This window comes from Pseudomonas sp. L-22-4S-12, assembly GCF_009799935.1.
Taxonomy (GTDB): domain Bacteria; phylum Pseudomonadota; class Gammaproteobacteria; order Pseudomonadales; family Pseudomonadaceae; genus Aquipseudomonas.
This window is the reverse complement of sequence record NZ_WELL01000003.1, coordinates 96023-111401: the sequence shown is the minus strand read 5'-3', so window position 1 is coordinate 111401 and position 15379 is coordinate 96023. Positions and strand designations below refer to the sequence as shown.

Annotated in this window: 15 protein-coding genes and 1 riboswitch; of the genes, 9 read left to right on the top strand and 6 right to left on the bottom strand. The window is 68.0% G+C overall.

The genetic code is table 11. From position 1 onward, the window contains the following. Window positions 1–30: 30 nt before the first annotated feature. Genes F3I16_RS09770 through F3I16_RS09755 form a run of 4 tightly spaced genes read right to left on the bottom strand, consistent with a single transcriptional unit; the run spans window position 31 to window position 3641 of the window. Window positions 31–621, bottom strand: coding sequence for an HAD family hydrolase (locus tag F3I16_RS09770; protein WP_160493484.1), 591 nt, complete (start codon window positions 619–621; stop codon window positions 31–33). After that, window positions 618–1487: an acyl-CoA thioesterase II gene (gene tesB, locus F3I16_RS09765; protein ID WP_160493483.1), complete on the bottom strand. Its 870-nt coding sequence runs from the start codon at window positions 1485–1487 to the stop codon at window positions 618–620. The genes F3I16_RS09770 and tesB overlap by 4 nt, the downstream gene beginning before the upstream one ends. Beyond that, window positions 1484–3097, bottom strand: a complete 1614-nt coding sequence (locus tag F3I16_RS09760; protein WP_160493482.1) for a SagB/ThcOx family dehydrogenase — start codon at window positions 3095–3097, stop codon at window positions 1484–1486. The genes tesB and F3I16_RS09760 overlap by 4 nt, the downstream gene beginning before the upstream one ends. After that, entirely contained in the window at window positions 3087–3641 is a 555-nt protein-coding gene (locus F3I16_RS09755) for a GNAT family N-acetyltransferase (RefSeq protein WP_160493481.1), read from the bottom strand. Before F3I16_RS09755 ends, F3I16_RS09760 begins: the two co-directional genes overlap by 11 nt. 28 nt (window positions 3642–3669) lie before the next feature. Here F3I16_RS09755 and F3I16_RS09750 point away from each other — a divergent pair, with 28 nt between their 5' ends. The 3 genes from F3I16_RS09750 to F3I16_RS09740 are packed head-to-tail and all read left to right on the top strand — an operon-like array spanning window position 3670 to window position 6393. After that, window positions 3670–4587 carry a histone deacetylase gene (locus F3I16_RS09750; RefSeq protein ID WP_160493712.1) on the top strand — a complete coding sequence of 306 codons (918 nt, stop codon included), beginning with the start codon at window positions 3670–3672 and terminating at the stop codon, window positions 4585–4587. 54 nt (window positions 4588–4641) lie between these two features. Next, window positions 4642–5100 (top strand): TM2 domain-containing protein, encoded by a 459-nt coding sequence (locus F3I16_RS09745; RefSeq protein ID WP_160493480.1) that lies wholly within the window; start codon window positions 4642–4644, stop codon window positions 5098–5100. A 51-nt stretch (window positions 5101–5151) separates the two neighbouring features. After that, window positions 5152–6393: a TIGR03862 family flavoprotein gene (locus F3I16_RS09740; RefSeq protein WP_160493479.1), complete on the top strand. Its 1242-nt coding sequence runs from the start codon at window positions 5152–5154 to the stop codon at window positions 6391–6393. Window positions 6394–6459: 66 nt separating this feature from the next. Here F3I16_RS09740 and F3I16_RS09735 read toward each other — a convergent pair whose 3' ends face one another. Beyond that, the gene (locus tag F3I16_RS09735) at window positions 6460–7902 is read right to left on the bottom strand and encodes a TolC family outer membrane protein (RefSeq protein ID WP_160493478.1); all 1443 of its coding nucleotides are present in this window, start codon (window positions 7900–7902) and stop codon (window positions 6460–6462) included. 200 nt (window positions 7903–8102) lie between these two features. After that, a riboswitch (TPP riboswitch) is annotated at window positions 8103–8209 on the top strand. A gap of 89 nt (window positions 8210–8298) precedes the next feature. Here F3I16_RS09735 and thiC point away from each other — a divergent pair. Both thiC and cytX read left to right on the top strand, forming a co-directional pair. Continuing rightward, entirely contained in the window at window positions 8299–10182 is a 1884-nt protein-coding gene (thiC, locus tag F3I16_RS09730) for a phosphomethylpyrimidine synthase ThiC (RefSeq protein ID WP_160493477.1), read from the top strand. An 88-nt stretch (window positions 10183–10270) separates the two neighbouring features. Beyond that, window positions 10271–11575 (top strand): putative hydroxymethylpyrimidine transporter CytX, encoded by a 1305-nt coding sequence (gene cytX, locus F3I16_RS09725; RefSeq protein ID WP_160493476.1) that lies wholly within the window; start codon window positions 10271–10273, stop codon window positions 11573–11575. 94 nt (window positions 11576–11669) lie between these two features. Here the strand turns inward: cytX and F3I16_RS09720 are convergent, their stop codons facing one another. Continuing rightward, entirely contained in the window at window positions 11670–12416 is a 747-nt protein-coding gene (locus F3I16_RS09720; RefSeq protein ID WP_160493475.1) for an RsiV family protein, read from the bottom strand. A gap of 181 nt (window positions 12417–12597) precedes the next feature. Here F3I16_RS09720 and F3I16_RS09715 point away from each other — a divergent pair, with 181 nt between their 5' ends. The 4 genes from F3I16_RS09715 (at window position 12598) to F3I16_RS09700 (ending at window position 15316) form a co-directional block, all read left to right on the top strand. Next, the gene (locus F3I16_RS09715; protein WP_160493474.1) at window positions 12598–13215 is read left to right on the top strand and encodes an NUDIX domain-containing protein; all 618 of its coding nucleotides are present in this window, start codon (window positions 12598–12600) and stop codon (window positions 13213–13215) included. Next, a complete protein-coding gene (locus tag F3I16_RS09710; protein ID WP_160488945.1) occupies window positions 13206–13658 on the top strand; it encodes a DUF1249 domain-containing protein in 453 nt (150 codons plus the stop codon). Before F3I16_RS09715 ends, F3I16_RS09710 begins: the two co-directional genes overlap by 10 nt. A 153-nt stretch (window positions 13659–13811) precedes the next feature. Then, the gene (gene cpdA / locus F3I16_RS09705; protein WP_160493473.1) at window positions 13812–14627 is read left to right on the top strand and encodes a 3',5'-cyclic-AMP phosphodiesterase; all 816 of its coding nucleotides are present in this window, start codon (window positions 13812–13814) and stop codon (window positions 14625–14627) included. An 83-nt stretch (window positions 14628–14710) separates the two neighbouring features. After that, window positions 14711–15316 carry a YqiA/YcfP family alpha/beta fold hydrolase gene (locus F3I16_RS09700; RefSeq protein ID WP_160493472.1) on the top strand — a complete coding sequence of 202 codons (606 nt, stop codon included), beginning with the start codon at window positions 14711–14713 and terminating at the stop codon, window positions 15314–15316. Window positions 15317–15379: the final 63 nt, after the last annotated feature.

Sequence of the window (15379 nt, the reverse complement as noted above, 5' to 3'; positions counted from 1 at the left end):
TGGTGCGCGTGGCGCCCCCTGCAGGATCGTCTACTGCAGCTGGCCGAGCAGGGCGTGGCAGTCCACGGCGAAGCAGTCGGCCAGTTCCGGCCAGGGATTGTCCGGCAGGTTGACCAGCACGCCGAAGGCGCCGGCGGCGCGGGCGCAGTCGAGGTCGAAGCGGTAGTCGCCGACCATCACCAGCTGCTGCGGCGCCACCCGCCACTGCGCGGCCAGGTGCAGCAGGCCGCCGGGGTGCGGCTTGGGCGGCGCTTCGCCGCGGCCGACCACGTCAGCCGTAGCGAAACAGTCACCGAGGCCGATCGCCTGCAGGGTCAGCAGCGCCAGCTCGTGGGCGTTGCGGGTGAGGATGCCGAGGCGGAAGTCGCGCCGGCGCAGTTCGCGCACCAGCTGCAGCGCACCCGGCGCCGGCTGCGCGGCCAGGGCCAGCTCGCGCTCGTGCGCCAGCAACCAAGCATGCTTGGCCGCCGCTTCTGCCTCGGGCAGCGCAGCCAGGTGATGGAGGATGTCCGCCTCCTGGGGAATGCTCAGCGCGCGCTTGATCGCCTCGAAGTCATGCACGGCGATGGTCAGGGTGCCGTCCATATCGAACACCCAGTGGCGCGCGTCCCGCAGCCTCACTTCCAGTCCTCGCGCAGGCGCACCAGCCCCTCCTGGCAGGACGACGCCACCAGTTCGCCGCTGCGGTTGAAGATGCTGGCGCGGGCAAAGCCGCGGGCGTTGCCGGCCCAGGGGCTGTCCATGGCGTACAGCAGCCAGTCGTCCATGCGCAGGTCGCCGTGGAACCACAGGGCGTGGTCGAGGCTGGCCACCTGCATGAACTTCTGGAACACCGAGACGCCGTGGGGCTGCATCGAGGTGGTCAGCAGGTTGAAGTCGCTGGCGTAGGCCAGCAGGAACTTGTGCAGCTGCGGCTCGGCCGGCAGCGTACCGGCGGCGCGGAACCACACATGCTTGACCGGTTCGCACGGCTCGGGGGCGAAGGGGTTGATGCGCGTCACCGGGCGGATCTCGATCGGCTTGTCGCTGGTCATGCGCTCGCGCATGCGTTCCGGGATCAGGTGGGCGACCTGGCGCGCCAGTTCGGTTTCCGAAGGCAGGCCTTCCGGGCCGGGCACGTCGGGCATCGGCAGCTGGTGGCTGAAGCCCTGCTCGTCGAACTGGAAGGACGCCGCGCAGGTGAAGATCGGCTGGCCCTTCTGGATCGCCGTGACCCGCCGGGTGCTGAAGCTGCCGCCGTCACGCACCCGCTCGACGCTGTACACCACCGGCAGGCTGGCATCGCCGGGACGCAGGAAGTAGCCGTGCAGGGAATGCACATGGCGCGCCTCCTCCACGGTCTGGCTGGCCGCCGACACGCACTGGCCGAGCACCTGGCCACCGAACAGCTGGCGGAAGCCGAGGTCCTGGCTCAGGCCGCGGAACAGGTTTTCCTCGATTTGCTCCAAGCTCAGCAGGGCCACCAGATCTTCCAGCACTTGACTCATGATTCCCCTCCCTCGGGGCGGCGCAATACGGGGTAAGCCGGCTGCGAGGAGAGACGTTCATCCCACACCGCACGGCCAATGGTGAAATGGTAAAGGCTTTGCCAGCGGCTGTCGGCCAGTTCGAGCAATTCATGCACCTGATCGTCGAAGAAACAGCCGATTCCGGTGCCGGACAGGCCCGCCGCCTCGGCCTCCAGATACAGCAACTGGCCGATCTGCCCGCATTCCCAGTACAGCCGCGGGTAGTGCCAGGCGCCCTCGCTCAGGGCCGCATCGAAGCGGGCCAGCATGGCCAGGGCCAGACAGCCGTCGCTGGCGATGTCCTGGCCGCAGGCGAGGAAGCCGGCCAGGCCACGGGCATCGCCCTGCAACAGGCGATATAGCGGCAGCTCGGCATGCGCGCGCTGCCAGAGGAAATCCGCACGCAGCCCCTCTGGCTGGACTTGTCCGTCGCCGCGCGCCAGCCAGTACAGGCCGGGCTCCAGGCCCTGTACCCGGTGGACGAACAGCAGCAAATCGACCTGGGCCGGCGCGCCGAGCACGGCGAAAGGCACCGGCGAATGGCCCGGCAGCAGGCGCCGCAGCCAGGCGAACAGCAGCTCGGCGTGAATGCCGCTACGCCCGTCGAAGGCCTGGGCGCTGCGCCGCCGGTGCAGGATCGGCCGCAGCGGCAGGCCGGGGTTGTCCGTGGCCAGCAAGCCAGGTGGCGCCGTCCAGTCGGCCGGCGGCAGTGCTGGAGCGCGGCACAGCGCCTGCACCCGCCCCAGCTCCGGCCAATCGCGGTAGTGGCGCGACAGGCGATTGGGCTGCCCGGCCAGCTCCAGCGCGGCCAGGCCATTGAGCAGACTGCTCGGCAACTTGAATTCGCCCGGCTGCTGCGGGCCTATCCACAACAGGCAGTCGGCGTGCTCGGCTTCATGAAAGCCCTCGCGATCCAGACCGAGCAGGCCATCCAGGCGAGTTTCCGCCACCCCGTGCAGCAGGCGCACCTGCCAGCCCTGAATGCTGGCGGCGATGCTCAGGCAGGCCAGGGCGTGGCCGAGGTCGTGCTGGCAGTAGCGGTAGGCGCGCTCGCCGTACTTCCACGCCTCGCGCCAGGCAATGCTGGCCAGGCCAAGCAGGAGGCCGCCAACCGGCAGCGCTTCACGCAGTTGCTCGCCCAGCGCCGCCGGCAGCTCGGCACGCACTTCCAGGGCATGTACGTCCGGCGCGTAGTGGGCCAGCATGCCGGCCTCGCCCAGCACAGCGGGCGGCAGCAGCAGGTAGGCCTCGGTCGGGTGCAGGTTGCCGGACGACGGGTTGACCCGCAGCGCCCAGCGATTGCCGCCGGCCTCCTTCCAGGCCGACAGGGCCAGACTGTCGTACAGCAGTTGCGAGAGGCTGGCTCGGTTCAACTCGGCCGGCGCGCCAATCGGCTCGGCGAATACCGCGTCGTAACCCGGCGACTCCTCCTGCGGGCGCTGCCACAGCTCGATCAACCGCGCCCCGGCGTAGCGGCGGAACGGCGCCGGCTGGGTCGCCCAGTCGAGCTGGCCAGGCCCCGGTGCATAGCCATCCGGGCGGTGCTTGCTGAGCTGGTGGTAGGCACGCACCTGCTGTTCAGCCTCCATGCCAATTCTCCCGTCCAAGGCGATACAACAAGTGCGGGCGCAACGGATGCCCCGGCGGCAGATGCGGATGCTCGAAGTCGCCGGCCGCATCGCGTTGCATGCCGAGGCGCTGCATCAGCCCCCAGGAGCGCTGGTTGTCCGGCACGGTGAAGGACACCACCTCGGCCAGTGCCCGTTCGTCGAAGGCGTAGGTCAGGGCACGGCGCGCCGCCTCCAGGGCATAACCCTGGCCCCAGAACGGCCGGGCCAGGCGCCAGCCGATCTCCACGGCAGGTACGAAGGGTGCAGCGAAGCCGACCCGCGCCAGGCCGGTAAAACCGACGAAGGCACCGTCCTCACGCCGCTCCAGGCACCAGAAGGTGAAGCCGTGCTCGGCCTGGTGCGCCTGCAGGCGGCGCAGCAGCGCCTGGCTGCCGGCACGGTCCAGGGTGGCGGGAAAATGCGCCATCACCTCGGGGTCGGCGCACAAGCTGGCCAGGGCGTCGAGATCGTCATCGCGCCAGGGTCGCAGGATCAGGCGTTCGCTGCTCAGGGTCGTGGTCATATACTGGGCTCGAATTCTTGAGTTACTCATTATGCTGCCGCTGGTCTACCACGACGACTACAGCCCGCCCTTCCCGGCCGGCCACCGCTTCCCGATGGAGAAGTTCCGCCTGCTGCGCGATCACCTGGTGGACAGCGGCCTGACGACCGACGGAGAACTGCAGCGCCCGCAGATCTGCCCGCCCGAGGTGCTGGCCCTGGCCCACTGCCCGGCCTATATCGAGCGTTTTCTCGCCGGAGAGCTGACCGTGCAGGAGCAACGCCGCCTCGGCCTGCCCTGGAGCCCGGCCCTGGCCCGGCGCACCGTGCGCGCGGTGGGCGGCTCGCTGCTGGCCGCCGAGCTGGCGCTTGAGCACGGGGTGGCCTGCCATCTGGCCGGCGGCACCCATCACGCGCACTTCGACCACGCCTCGGGCTTCTGCATCTTCAACGACCTGGCGGTGGTGGCCCTGCATCTACTGGAAAGCGGCCAGGCCGGGCGCGTGCTGATCTACGACTGCGACGTGCACCAGGGCGATGGCACCGCGCGCATCCTGGAAAACCTGCCCGACGCCATCACCGTGTCGCTGCACTGCGAGAACAACTTTCCGGCACGCAAGGCCCGCAGCGACTGGGACATCGGCCTGCCGATCGGCATGGGCGACGCCGACTACCTCAAGGTGGTCAACGACAGCCTCGGCTACCTGCTGGCCCTCTACCAGCCGGATATCGTGCTGTACGACGCCGGTGTCGACGTGCATCAGGGCGACGCCCTCGGCCACCTGCGACTCACCGACGCCGGCATCGCCGCCCGCGACGAGGCGGTGCTGCGCCATTGCCTGGAGCGCGAGATCCCGGTGGTCGGCCTGATCGGCGGCGGCTACGACAAGGACCGCGCGGCCCTGGCGCGGCGCCACGGCATCCTCCACCACAGCGCGGCCAGGGTGGTTCGGGCGCTGCGCGGCTAGCCGCCTGAATAGCGCGATTGCTAGGATCGCCCTCCCGACGACAGGAAGTTGCCCATGCCGAGCCATCCCGCCAGCGCCCAACACGTCTACTGTCGCTACTGCGGCGTGGCCATCGACCGGCTGGACAACCACTGCCCGGCCTGCAACGCCGGGCAGAACCTCAAGCCGCGCAACCAGCTAGTCGCCGGCCTGCTCGCCCTGTTTCTCGGCGGCCTGGGCCTGCACCGCTTCTACCTGGGCCAGTGGTGGGGCGTGTTCTACCTGCTGCTGAGCTGGAGCGGCATTCCGATGCTGGTCGCCCTGCTGGAGGCGATCAGCTTCCTGGCGGCCGACAAGGACGACTGGAAAGCCCGCTACGGCCATACCGACGGCAGCAGCTGGTTCATCGCCATCGTCAGCCTCGGCCTGCTGCTCATCGCCGTCGCGCTGCTCCTGGCCTTATTGATCATGGCGTTGAACGATCCCGCGGCGCCAACCGACTTCAGCGAACTGCTGCTGGAGCGGCCCGACTGAGGCGAGCCGCTGATGTAGAATCGGCAGCTTTACCGCCGGTCGTCGCTCGCCATGCCTCCAGTCCCGTCCCCACAATCGCCCACAGTCGCCATCATCGGCGGCGGCCCCGCCGGGCTGATGGCGGCCGAGGTGCTGGCCAATGCCGGCGTGCGCGTCGAGCTGTACGACGCCATGCCCTCGCTGGGACGCAAGTTCCTCCTGGCTGGGGTCGGCGGGATGAACATCACTCACGCCGAGCCGAAAGCGGCGTTTCTCGACCGCTACCGCGAGCGCCGCGCGGAGATCGCCCACCTGCTCGCCGACTTCGATGCCGACGCCCTGCGCGCCTGGATCCATGATCTCGGCATCGACACCTTCGTCGGCACCTCCGGCCGCGTGTTCCCCAGCGACATGAAGGCCGCCCCGCTGTTGCGCGCCTGGCTCAAGCGCCTGCGCGAAGCCGGCGTGCACCTGCACACGCGCAGCCGCTGGCTGGGCTGGAACGCCGATGGCAGCCTGCGCCTGCAGACCAGCGACGGTGAACAGGCGCTGCGCGCCGACGCCTGCGTGCTGGCCCTGGGTGGCGGCAGCTGGGCACGCCTGGGCTCGGATGGTGCCTGGGTGCCGCTGCTGGAGCAGCGCGGGGTGAGCATTGCGCCGCTGCAGCCGGCCAACTGCGGCTTCGAGGTGGCTGGCTGGAGTGAACACCTGCGCGACAAGTTCGCCGGTGCGCCGCTGAAGAACGTGACCCTGGCCCTGGCCGACGAGCCACCGCGACGTGGCGAGTTCATCCTCACCGCCAAAGGGGTGGAAGGCAGCCTGGTGTACGCCCTGTCCGCCGAAATTCGCGAGCGCATCAACCAGAGCGGCAGCGCCACCCTGCACCTCGACCTGCAGCCGGATCGCTCGCTGGAGAAGGTCGCCCAGCTGCTGGCCAAGCCGCGCGGTTCACGCTCCATGGCCAAGCACCTGCACGGCCAGCTGGGACTCGACGGGGTCAAGGCCGCGCTGCTGCGCGAACTGACCAGCGCCGCGCAGTTCGCCGAACCGGACCTGCTGGCGGCGGCGATCAAGGCCCTGCCGCTGTGCCTGCTGCGCCCGCGACCGCTGGACGAGGCGATCAGCAGCGCCGGCGGCGTGCCGTTCGAGCAACTGGATGCGAACCTGATGCTGCGCCAGCTACTCGGGGTGTTCTGCGCCGGCGAGATGCTCGACTGGGAAGCGCCGACCGGCGGCTACCTGCTCACCGCCTGCTTCGCCAGCGGCCGCGCGGCCGGGCTGGGCGTGCTGCAGTGGCTGAGCAGATGCCCCTAGATCCCGCCAGCGGAGTGACGCGCATAAAAAACCCGGCAGTAGCCGGGTTTTTTCGTGGACGTCGGCTCAGTAGTCCGACTTGCCGCGTAGCTGGGCTTCGGCGGCCTTGGCCAGGTCCGGCGGCAGGAAGTCGCGGTCCGGGTTGTAGTCCGGCTTGAGGAAGCCGGACAGCGCTTCCAGGTCGGACGGCGCCAGGGTGCCGGCGGCCTGCTTCAGGCGCAGGTTGTTGAGGATGTAGTCGTAACGCGCATCGTTGTAGTTGCGTACCGAGCTGTACAGCTGACGCTGGGCATCGAGCACGTCGACGATGTTGCGGGTACCGACCTGGTAGCCGATTTCGGTGGCTTCCAGGGCGCTCTGGTTGGAGATGATCGACTGCTTGCGCGCCTGCACGGTTTCCACGTCGGTGTTCACCGCGCGGTGCAGGTTGCGGGTGTTCTCGACGATCTGCCGGCGCAGGCTCTCGCGCTCCTGCTCGCTCTGGCTCAGGCGCTGGTAGGCCTCGCGCACCTGGGAGCTGGTCAGGCCGCCGCTGTAGATCGGGATGTTCAGCTGCAGGCCGATGGTGGTCTGCTCGGCATCGCCGTTGTAGGGGGAGAGCGGATCGCTGTTGGTGAAGCCCAGCGAGTCGTTGTCACCCTTCTGGTACTGGGCCACGGCGTCGAGGGTAGGCGCATGGCCGGACTTGCGCTGGCGCAGGGTTTCCTCGGCGGCGTCCACCGCATAGTTGCTGGACTGCAGGTTGAGGTTCTGCTGGGCGGCGGTGTCGACCCAGGCCTTGGCGTCATTCGGCACCGGCGCCAGGATCGGCAGGGTGTGCTGGATGCCTTCGATCGCGGCGTACTCGTGGTTAGTCAGGGTGACCAGGGCCTGGAAGGCGTCCTCCACGTTGCGTTCGGCGATGATGCGGTTGGCGCGGGAGGTGTCGTAACCGGCCTGGGCTTCGAGCACGTCGGTCTTGTCCGACAGGCCGACGTCGAAACGCTCGTTGGCCTGGTCCAGCTGGCGCTTGAAGGCCGCTTCTTCGGCCTTGGTCGAGGCCAGGGTGTCCTGGGCGCGCAGCACGGCGAAGTAGGTTTCGGCGCTCTGCAGGATCAGGTTCTGTTCGGTGGCCGACAGCTGCAGGGCGTACTGCTGGTCGGTGGCCTTGGCCGCCTTGAGCTGGAACCAGCGATCGGCACGGAACAGCGGCTGGGCCAGGTTGGCCTGGTAGGACAGGCCGCTGCGCGAGGTATCCAGGTCGCCGATGGTGCGGTCGACCTCGGTATCGGTATCGGTCATGTCGGCGCCGCCGGAAATGTTCGGCAGCAGGCCGGCGCGGGCTTGCGGCACCACTTCGCTGATGGCGGCATAGTTGGCGCGGGCGGCGGCCAGGTCGGCGTTGTTGTCGACGGCTTCCTTATAGACCGTTACCAGGCCGGTTTTGCTGCTCAGCGGGGCCTCTTCGGCCCAGGCCAGTCCAGATGCGGCGGAAGCTACTGCGAGCGCCAGAGAGAGTCTGCGTAGCATGATCAGTCCTAGATACGTGGTAATCGGGCAAGGCTAAGGGCGCGGCCTGCGGTGGTCAAGGCGCAGCAGGCACGACGGTAGCCTAGTTTGCAACTAGCTTTGTTGCCTCACTGCAACAATAGGCCGCCTTTCCGACCAAACGCGCCCGGCCGGGCGCCCGCCGCATTGGTGTTCTGCCGGCCGCTTGATTAGACTGCCGACTGTTCTTGTCGGGGTGCCCAGAAGCATGGGCTGAGATCGGAAAGTTCTGGATCCCGTTGAACCTGATCAGGTTAAGGCCTGCGTAGGGAACAAGATGTACTCGCCCCGGCGAGCCCCTCTCGGCACCGTTCCCGGTGCGCCCGCGCTGCCCTCCCGCACCCCAGGTTCGCTCCGACACCAGCCAGGAGTCAGCCGATGCGTGCCGAACAAGCCAAGAACCTGAGTGAAAGTGCTCAGGTCGACCAGCAGTCGATCCAGCCTTTCCCGCGTTCGCAGAAAGTCTATGTGCAGGGTTCGCGCCCGGATATCCGCGTGCCGATGCGCGAGATCAGCCTGGATGTGACCCCCACCGCCTTCGGCGGCGAGATCAACGCCCCGGTCACCGTATACGACACCTCCGGCCCCTACACCGACCCGAATGTGAGCATCGACGTACGCCAGGGCCTGGCCGACGTGCGCAGCGCCTGGATCGATGACCGTGGCGATACCGAGAAGCTGCCGGGCCTGAGTTCCGAGTTCGGCCAGCGCCGCCTGAGCGACGCCGAGCTGACCGCCATGCGCTTCGCCCACGTGCGCAACCCACGCAAGGCCAAGCCCGGCAAGAACGTCAGCCAGATGCACTACGCGCGCCAGGGCATCATCACCCCCGAGATGGAGTTTGTGGCCATCCGCGAGAACATGAAGCTGGCCGAGGCCCGCGAGGCCGGCCTGCTCAAGGAACAGCACGGCGGCCAGAGCTTCGGCGCCAGCATTCCGAAAGAGATCACCGCCGAGTTCGTCCGCGAGGAAATCGCCCGCGGTCGCGCAATCATCCCGGCGAACATCAACCACGTGGAGCTGGAGCCGATGATCATCGGCCGCAACTTCCTGGTGAAGATCAACGGCAATATCGGCAACTCGGCGCTGGGTTCTTCCATTGAAGAGGAAGTGGCCAAGCTGACCTGGGGCATCCGCTGGGGCTCGGACACGGTGATGGATCTGTCCACCGGCAAGCACATCCACGAGACCCGCGAGTGGATCATCCGCAACTCGCCGGTGCCGATCGGCACCGTGCCGGTCTACCAGGCCCTGGAAAAGGTCGGCGGCATCGCCGAGGACCTGACCTGGGAGCTGTTCCGCGACACCCTGATCGAGCAGGCCGAACAGGGCGTGGACTACTTCACCATCCACGCCGGCGTGCTGCTGCGCTATGTGCCGCTGACCGCCAAGCGCGTCACCGGCATCGTCAGCCGCGGCGGCTCGATCATGGCCAAGTGGTGCCTGGCGCACCACAAGGAGAACTTCCTCTATACCCACTTCGAGGAAATCTGCGAAATCATGAAGGCCTACGACGTCAGCTTCTCGCTGGGCGACGGCCTGCGTCCGGGCTCCATCGCCGACGCCAACGACGCCGCCCAGTTCGGCGAGCTGGAGACCCTCGGCGAGCTGACCAAGATCGCCTGGAAGCACGACGTGCAGACCATGATCGAAGGCCCCGGCCATGTGCCGATGCAGCTGATCAAGGAGAACATGGACAAGCAGCTGGAATGCTGCGACGAGGCGCCGTTCTATACCCTCGGCCCGCTGACCACCGACATTGCCCCGGGCTACGACCACATCACCAGCGGCATCGGCGCGGCCATGATCGGCTGGTTCGGCTGCGCCATGCTCTGCTACGTCACGCCCAAGGAGCACCTGGGCCTGCCGAACAAGGATGACGTGAAGACCGGCATCATCACCTACAAGATCGCCGCGCATGCCGCCGACCTGGCCAAGGGTCACCCGGGCGCACAGATCCGCGACAACGCCCTGAGCAAGGCGCGCTTCGAGTTCCGCTGGGAAGACCAGTTCAACCTGGGGCTGGACCCGGACACCGCGCGCAGCTACCACGACGAGACCCTGCCCAAGGACTCGGCCAAGGTCGCGCACTTCTGCTCCATGTGCGGGCCGAAGTTCTGCTCGATGAAGATCACCCAGGAAGTGCGCGACTACGCCAAGGAAAACGGCCTGTCCGACGAGAGCCTGGCGGTCGAGGCCGGCTTCAAGGAGCAGGCCGAACGCTTCAAGGGCGAAGGCTCGGTGATCTACAAGCAGGTCTGACCCCTGCCCCGGAGGTCGCGCCCACGCCTGGCGTGGGCCGCCATCCCGTAGGGTGCGCCCTACGCGTTTGCTCAGGCCCTTCATCGCGATGAAGGGCTTTCTTTTTCTCAGCGAGGCCTTGCCCGTGAACAACCCCAGCTACTCCCCCAACCTCGCCGTGCCGCTGACCGAACGCGTGTTCGGCGCCCGCGACCTGCTCGCCCTGTGGTTCTCCTTAGGCATGGGCCTGATGGTGCTGCAGGCCGGCGCCCTGCTCGCACCGGGCCTGGGTCTGGCCGGCGCGCTGCTGGCGATCACCCTCGGCGTGGCGGTCGGCGCCCTGCTGCTGGGTGCGGTCGGGGTGATCGGCAGCGACACCGGCCTGGCCTCGATGGCCGCGCTCAGGCTCAGCCTGGGGCGCCAGGGCGCGGTGCTGCCGGCGCTGCTCAACCTGCTGCAGCTGGTCGGCTGGGGCGCCTTCGAGATCATCGTCATGCGCGATGCCGCCAGCCTGCTGGCCGGCAAGGCCTTCGGCGAAGGCAGCGCCTGGAGCAACGCCACCCTGTGGACCCTGGTGTTCGGCGCCTTGGCCACCCTGCTGGCAGTGGCCGGGCCGCTGGCCTTCGTCCGCCGCGTGCTGCGCAAATGGGGCATCTGGCTGCTGCTCGGCGCCTGCGCCTGGCTGACCTGGAACCTGCTGAGCAAGGCCGACCTGGCCGCCCTGTGGGCACGTCCCGGCGACGGTTCGATGAGCTTCGCCCTGGGCTTCGACCTGGCCATCGCCATGCCGCTGTCCTGGCTGCCGCTGATCGCCGACTACTCGCGCTTCGGCAAGCGTGGCGGCGGCGTGTTCGTCGGCGCGGCCCTGGGCTTCTTCGTCGGCTGCCTGTGGCTGATGGGCCTGGGCGTGGCCTACACCCTGGCCTTCGCCGCCCCGGGCGAGGCCAACAGCCTGCTGCTGGCCCTGGCCGGCGCCGGCATGGGCATTCCGCTGCTGCTGATCCTGCTCGACGAGTCGGAAAAGGCCTTCGCCGATATCCACTCGGCGGCGGTCTCCAGCGGCACCCTGCTGCCGCTCAAGGTCGAGCACCTGGCCCTGGCCATCGGCGCGCTGTGCACCCTGATCGCCTGGTTCGCCCCGCTCAGCGAGTACGAAAGCTTCCTGCTGCTGATCGGCTCGGTGTTCGCCCCGCTGTTCGGCGTGGTGCTGGTCGACCACTTCGTCCTGCGCCGCCGCCAGCTGCCGCGCTTCACCCCGGCCCTGCGCTGGGACAGCCTGCTGGCCTGGGTCTGTGGGGTGAGCACCTTCCATCTGCTGGTCAACTTCTACCCGGCGCTCGGCGCCACCCTGCCGGCCCTGCTGCTGGCCGGGGCGCTGCAACTGCTGCTGAGCAGGTTGGCCGGCAACCGCTGACAGGCTGCACGCCGGCCTACTGGTAGGGTGCGCCGTGCGCACCGGGAGCTGCGCGTGGCTTGCGGTGCGCGCGGCGCACCCTACACGTTCGTGATTAGCCGCGGCCGGGGAAGTAGAACGGCTTGAGAATGCCATTGAGGCGCGGATAGGGAATGCGCAGCTCCGGGTGGCCGCTGCTGTAGGGGGCGATGCGCGCCACCTCGTACTTGAGCATCACCGCGCCGAAGGTCAGGGCGATGTTGTCGGTACGCTCAAACGGCCAGCTGGCCTGGTAGTCGAGGTCCTGGTCCAGGCCATTGGCCTTCAGCCAGGCCTGGTGCGCCAGCTCGGCGGCCTGCCAGAAGGCCTGTTCCTCGTCCGGCAGCAGCATGTCCTGCAGGCTCAGCACGCGCTTGAGCTGGCGGTCGTAGTTCAGGTAGGCGCGCCCGGGAATGCCGTGGGCGCCGCCGGTGAAGCGGTAGCTGGACAGCTCGATGATCACCAGACGGTCATGCTGTTCCAGTATCTTGGCCTGCAGGTAGCTGCTCCAGCCCGGTTTGGCCGTGGCCAGGAAGTCGCGTTCGTAGCTGGCCAGCGACTCCGGCAGCGGGTCGCCCGGCAACTCGATGGTCAGCCCGAGCAGTTCGCGCTCGATCAGGGCATTCAGCTCGGGCAGGTCGTCGAGCAGGCGCAGGTCGATGTTCACCAGCGGGCAGTCGCTGCCGGCGCAACCCGGCGCCCGGTGTTCCCAGCGCTGCTGGGTGCTCGGCAAGGGCTCCTGACCGCCGGCCTTGAACAGACTCTGGCAGGCACCTAAGGTCAGGGGGAGCAAGGCGATACAGATCAGTTGGCAAAGACGCATGCGGTTTCCTTGGCTGGCAATGCGGGTGGCATTCGGGCGGTTGCCGGGGGCAACGCGCCGCTGGTCTGAAGTCTGACAAGTTCCATTTTCCCTGTCTGCACCCAATCCTCCAAGGAGGCTGCGCCCGGCGCGGCGGCGCGCTAGGATGGCGCAAACACCGATCACCCATGAGTGCACCTGCATGTCCGAACTGTTCAAACCCGGCCCCGATGCCGTCGAGATCCTCCAGCGCGAGACCTGCTTCCAGGGGTTCTACAAACTCGACCGCCTGCAGCTGCGCCATCGCCTGTTCGCCGGCGGCATGGGCCCGGAACTCAATCGCGAACTGTTCGTGCGCCACGATGCGGTCTGCGTGCTGCCCTACGACCCGCAGCGCGACTGCGTGGTGCTGATCGAACAGTTCCGCGTCGGCGCCATGGACAAGAACGGCAACCCCTGGCTGCTGGAACTGGTCGCCGGGCTGATCGACAAGGACGAGCAGCCGGAGGAAGTGGCGCGCCGCGAGGCCATCGAGGAGGCCGACCTGAACCTCGGCGCGCTGTGGCCGATCACCACCTACTTCCCCTCCCCGGGCGGCTCCGACGAGCGCGTGTACCTGTATGTCGGCCGTTGCGACAGCCAAGGCGCCGGCGGCGTGCATGGCCTGGCCGAGGAAGGCGAGGACATCCGCGTGCATGTCTGGCCGCTGGAGGATGCCCTGCAGGCGGTCAGGGACGGGCGCATCAACAACGCCGCCAGCATCATCGCCCTGCAGTGGCTGGCGCTGAACCGCGCAGAAGTCAGGGGGCTGTGGTCATGAACCTGCTGCGCGAGCGCTACCGGGTCGACCTGGTCGAACTGCAGGCCGCTTGCGAAGCCAACTATGCCCGCCTGCTGCGCCTGCTGCCGGACATGCGCGACGGCCAGGGCGAACGCCGCGTGGCCCTGAGCCAGGGCGACCTGCTGCTCGGCGTGCTGGTGCTGCAGGTGCTGGAAGCCTGCCCCTACACCACCACCCTCAGCGTCAGCCAGGAACACAGCCTGCCCTGGCTGCCGGTGCCCCGGCTGGAAGTGCGCGTCTACCACGATGCGCGCATGGCCGAGGTGGTCAGCGCGGAAAACGCCCGGCGCTTTCGCAGCATCTACAGCTACCCGAACGCCGCCATGCACCAGCCGGACGAGAAGACCCAGCTCAACCTGTTCCTCGGCGAATGGCTCAGCCACTGCCTGGCCTGCGGCCATGAGCTGGCCAGCGTGCGCTGATTCGCCAAGAGCCCAATAACCCTACTTTTTCGCCGGACTTAGCGACGTTAATCCCCAGCAGCACGCGGCAAATGTGACAGGTTCACGTTTAGCGGGTTTACCGAATCCGCTTTCAGCCACCATAATCCTGAGAACCCGCTCAGGAGTTGCCCCTTGCCGCCCCCCGCCATCCCGACGCATGACCAACCGGTGCTGATCGTTCAGCTCTCCGACAGTCATCTGTTTGCCGAAGAAGGCGGCAAGCTGCTGGGCATGGATACCTGCGACAGCCTGCAGCGGGTGATCGAGCGGGTGCAGCAGGAACAGCCGCACATCGACCTGATGCTGGCCAGCGGTGACCTCTCCCAGGACGGCACGCTCGGCTCCTACCAGCGCTTCCGCCGGCTGACCGACCCGGTGGCGCGGCAGGCCCGTTGGTTCGCCGGCAACCACGACGAAATGCCGGCCATGCGCGAGGCCTGCGCCGGCAGCGACCTGCTCGAGCCGATCATCGACCTCGGCAGCTGGCGCATCACCCTGCTCGACTCCTCGATACCCGGTGCGGTGCCCGGTTTCCTTGCCGACGACCAGCTCGAACTGCTGGAGCAATCGCTCCACGCCGCGCCTGAACGCCACCACCTGGTGTGCTTCCACCACCATCCGGTGTCCATCGGCTGCAACTGGATGGAGCCGATCGGCCTGCGCAATCCGCAGGCGCTGTTCGCCGTGATCGAGCGTTTCCCGCAGGTCAGGGCCATGCTCTGGGGCCATATCCACCAGGAATTCGACCAGCAGCGCGACCAGGTGCGCCTGCTCGCCTCGCCCTCCACCTGCGTGCAGTTCGCCCCCGGCAGCGAGGAGTTCCAGGTCGACCGCAGCGCTCCCGGCTACCGCTGGCTGCGCCTGCATGCCGACGGCCTGCTGGAAACCGGGGTGTCGCGGGTCACCGGCATCGATTTCGAAATCGACTACAGCGTCAAAGGCTATTGACCACGGCGCCAGGCGCCTGACCCGGCGGTCTCGTGCCGATCAGCTTGCAGCCTGGCCGGGCGAGCTAGTAGCCTCCCCGTCCTATGACCAGCATCCTCTATATCCACGGCCTCAACAGTGCGCCGACCTCGACCAAGGCCAGCCAGCTGTTGCGGGTCGCCGAACACTGCGGCATCGCCCGCCACCTGCGAGTCCCCGCGCTGCACCACCACCCGCGCCAGGCCATCGCCCAGCTGCAGGCGGCCATCGGCGAACTGGGCCGGCCGCTGCTGGTGGGCAGCTCCCTGGGCGGCTACTACGCCACCCATCTGGCCGAACAGCATGGCCTGAACGCCCTACTGATTAACCCGGCGGTGCGCCCGCACCGCCTGTTCGACGGCAAGGAAGTCGAGCAAACCAACTATTACACCAACGAGACCTGGCTGCTGACCCACGACCACGTGCAGGCCCTGGCCGAGCTGGAAGTGCCGGCGCCGCAGGACGCCCAGCGCTACCGCGTGTGGCTGCAGACGGCCGACGAGACCCTCGACTACCGCCACGCCGCAGCCTTCTACGCCGGCTGCAGCCTGGATATCCAGGACGGCGGCGACCACGGCTACCAGGGCTTTGCCGGCCGCCTGCCGGAAATCCTCGAACTGGCTGGCTTCGACCGCGCAATCTGGCAAGATTTCGACTTTTCCGCCCTTTGAGTCCGCCGGGCCGCGTCGCCGCAGCCCGCCAGCGCCCTGATCAACTGACGAACTAAGAGACCC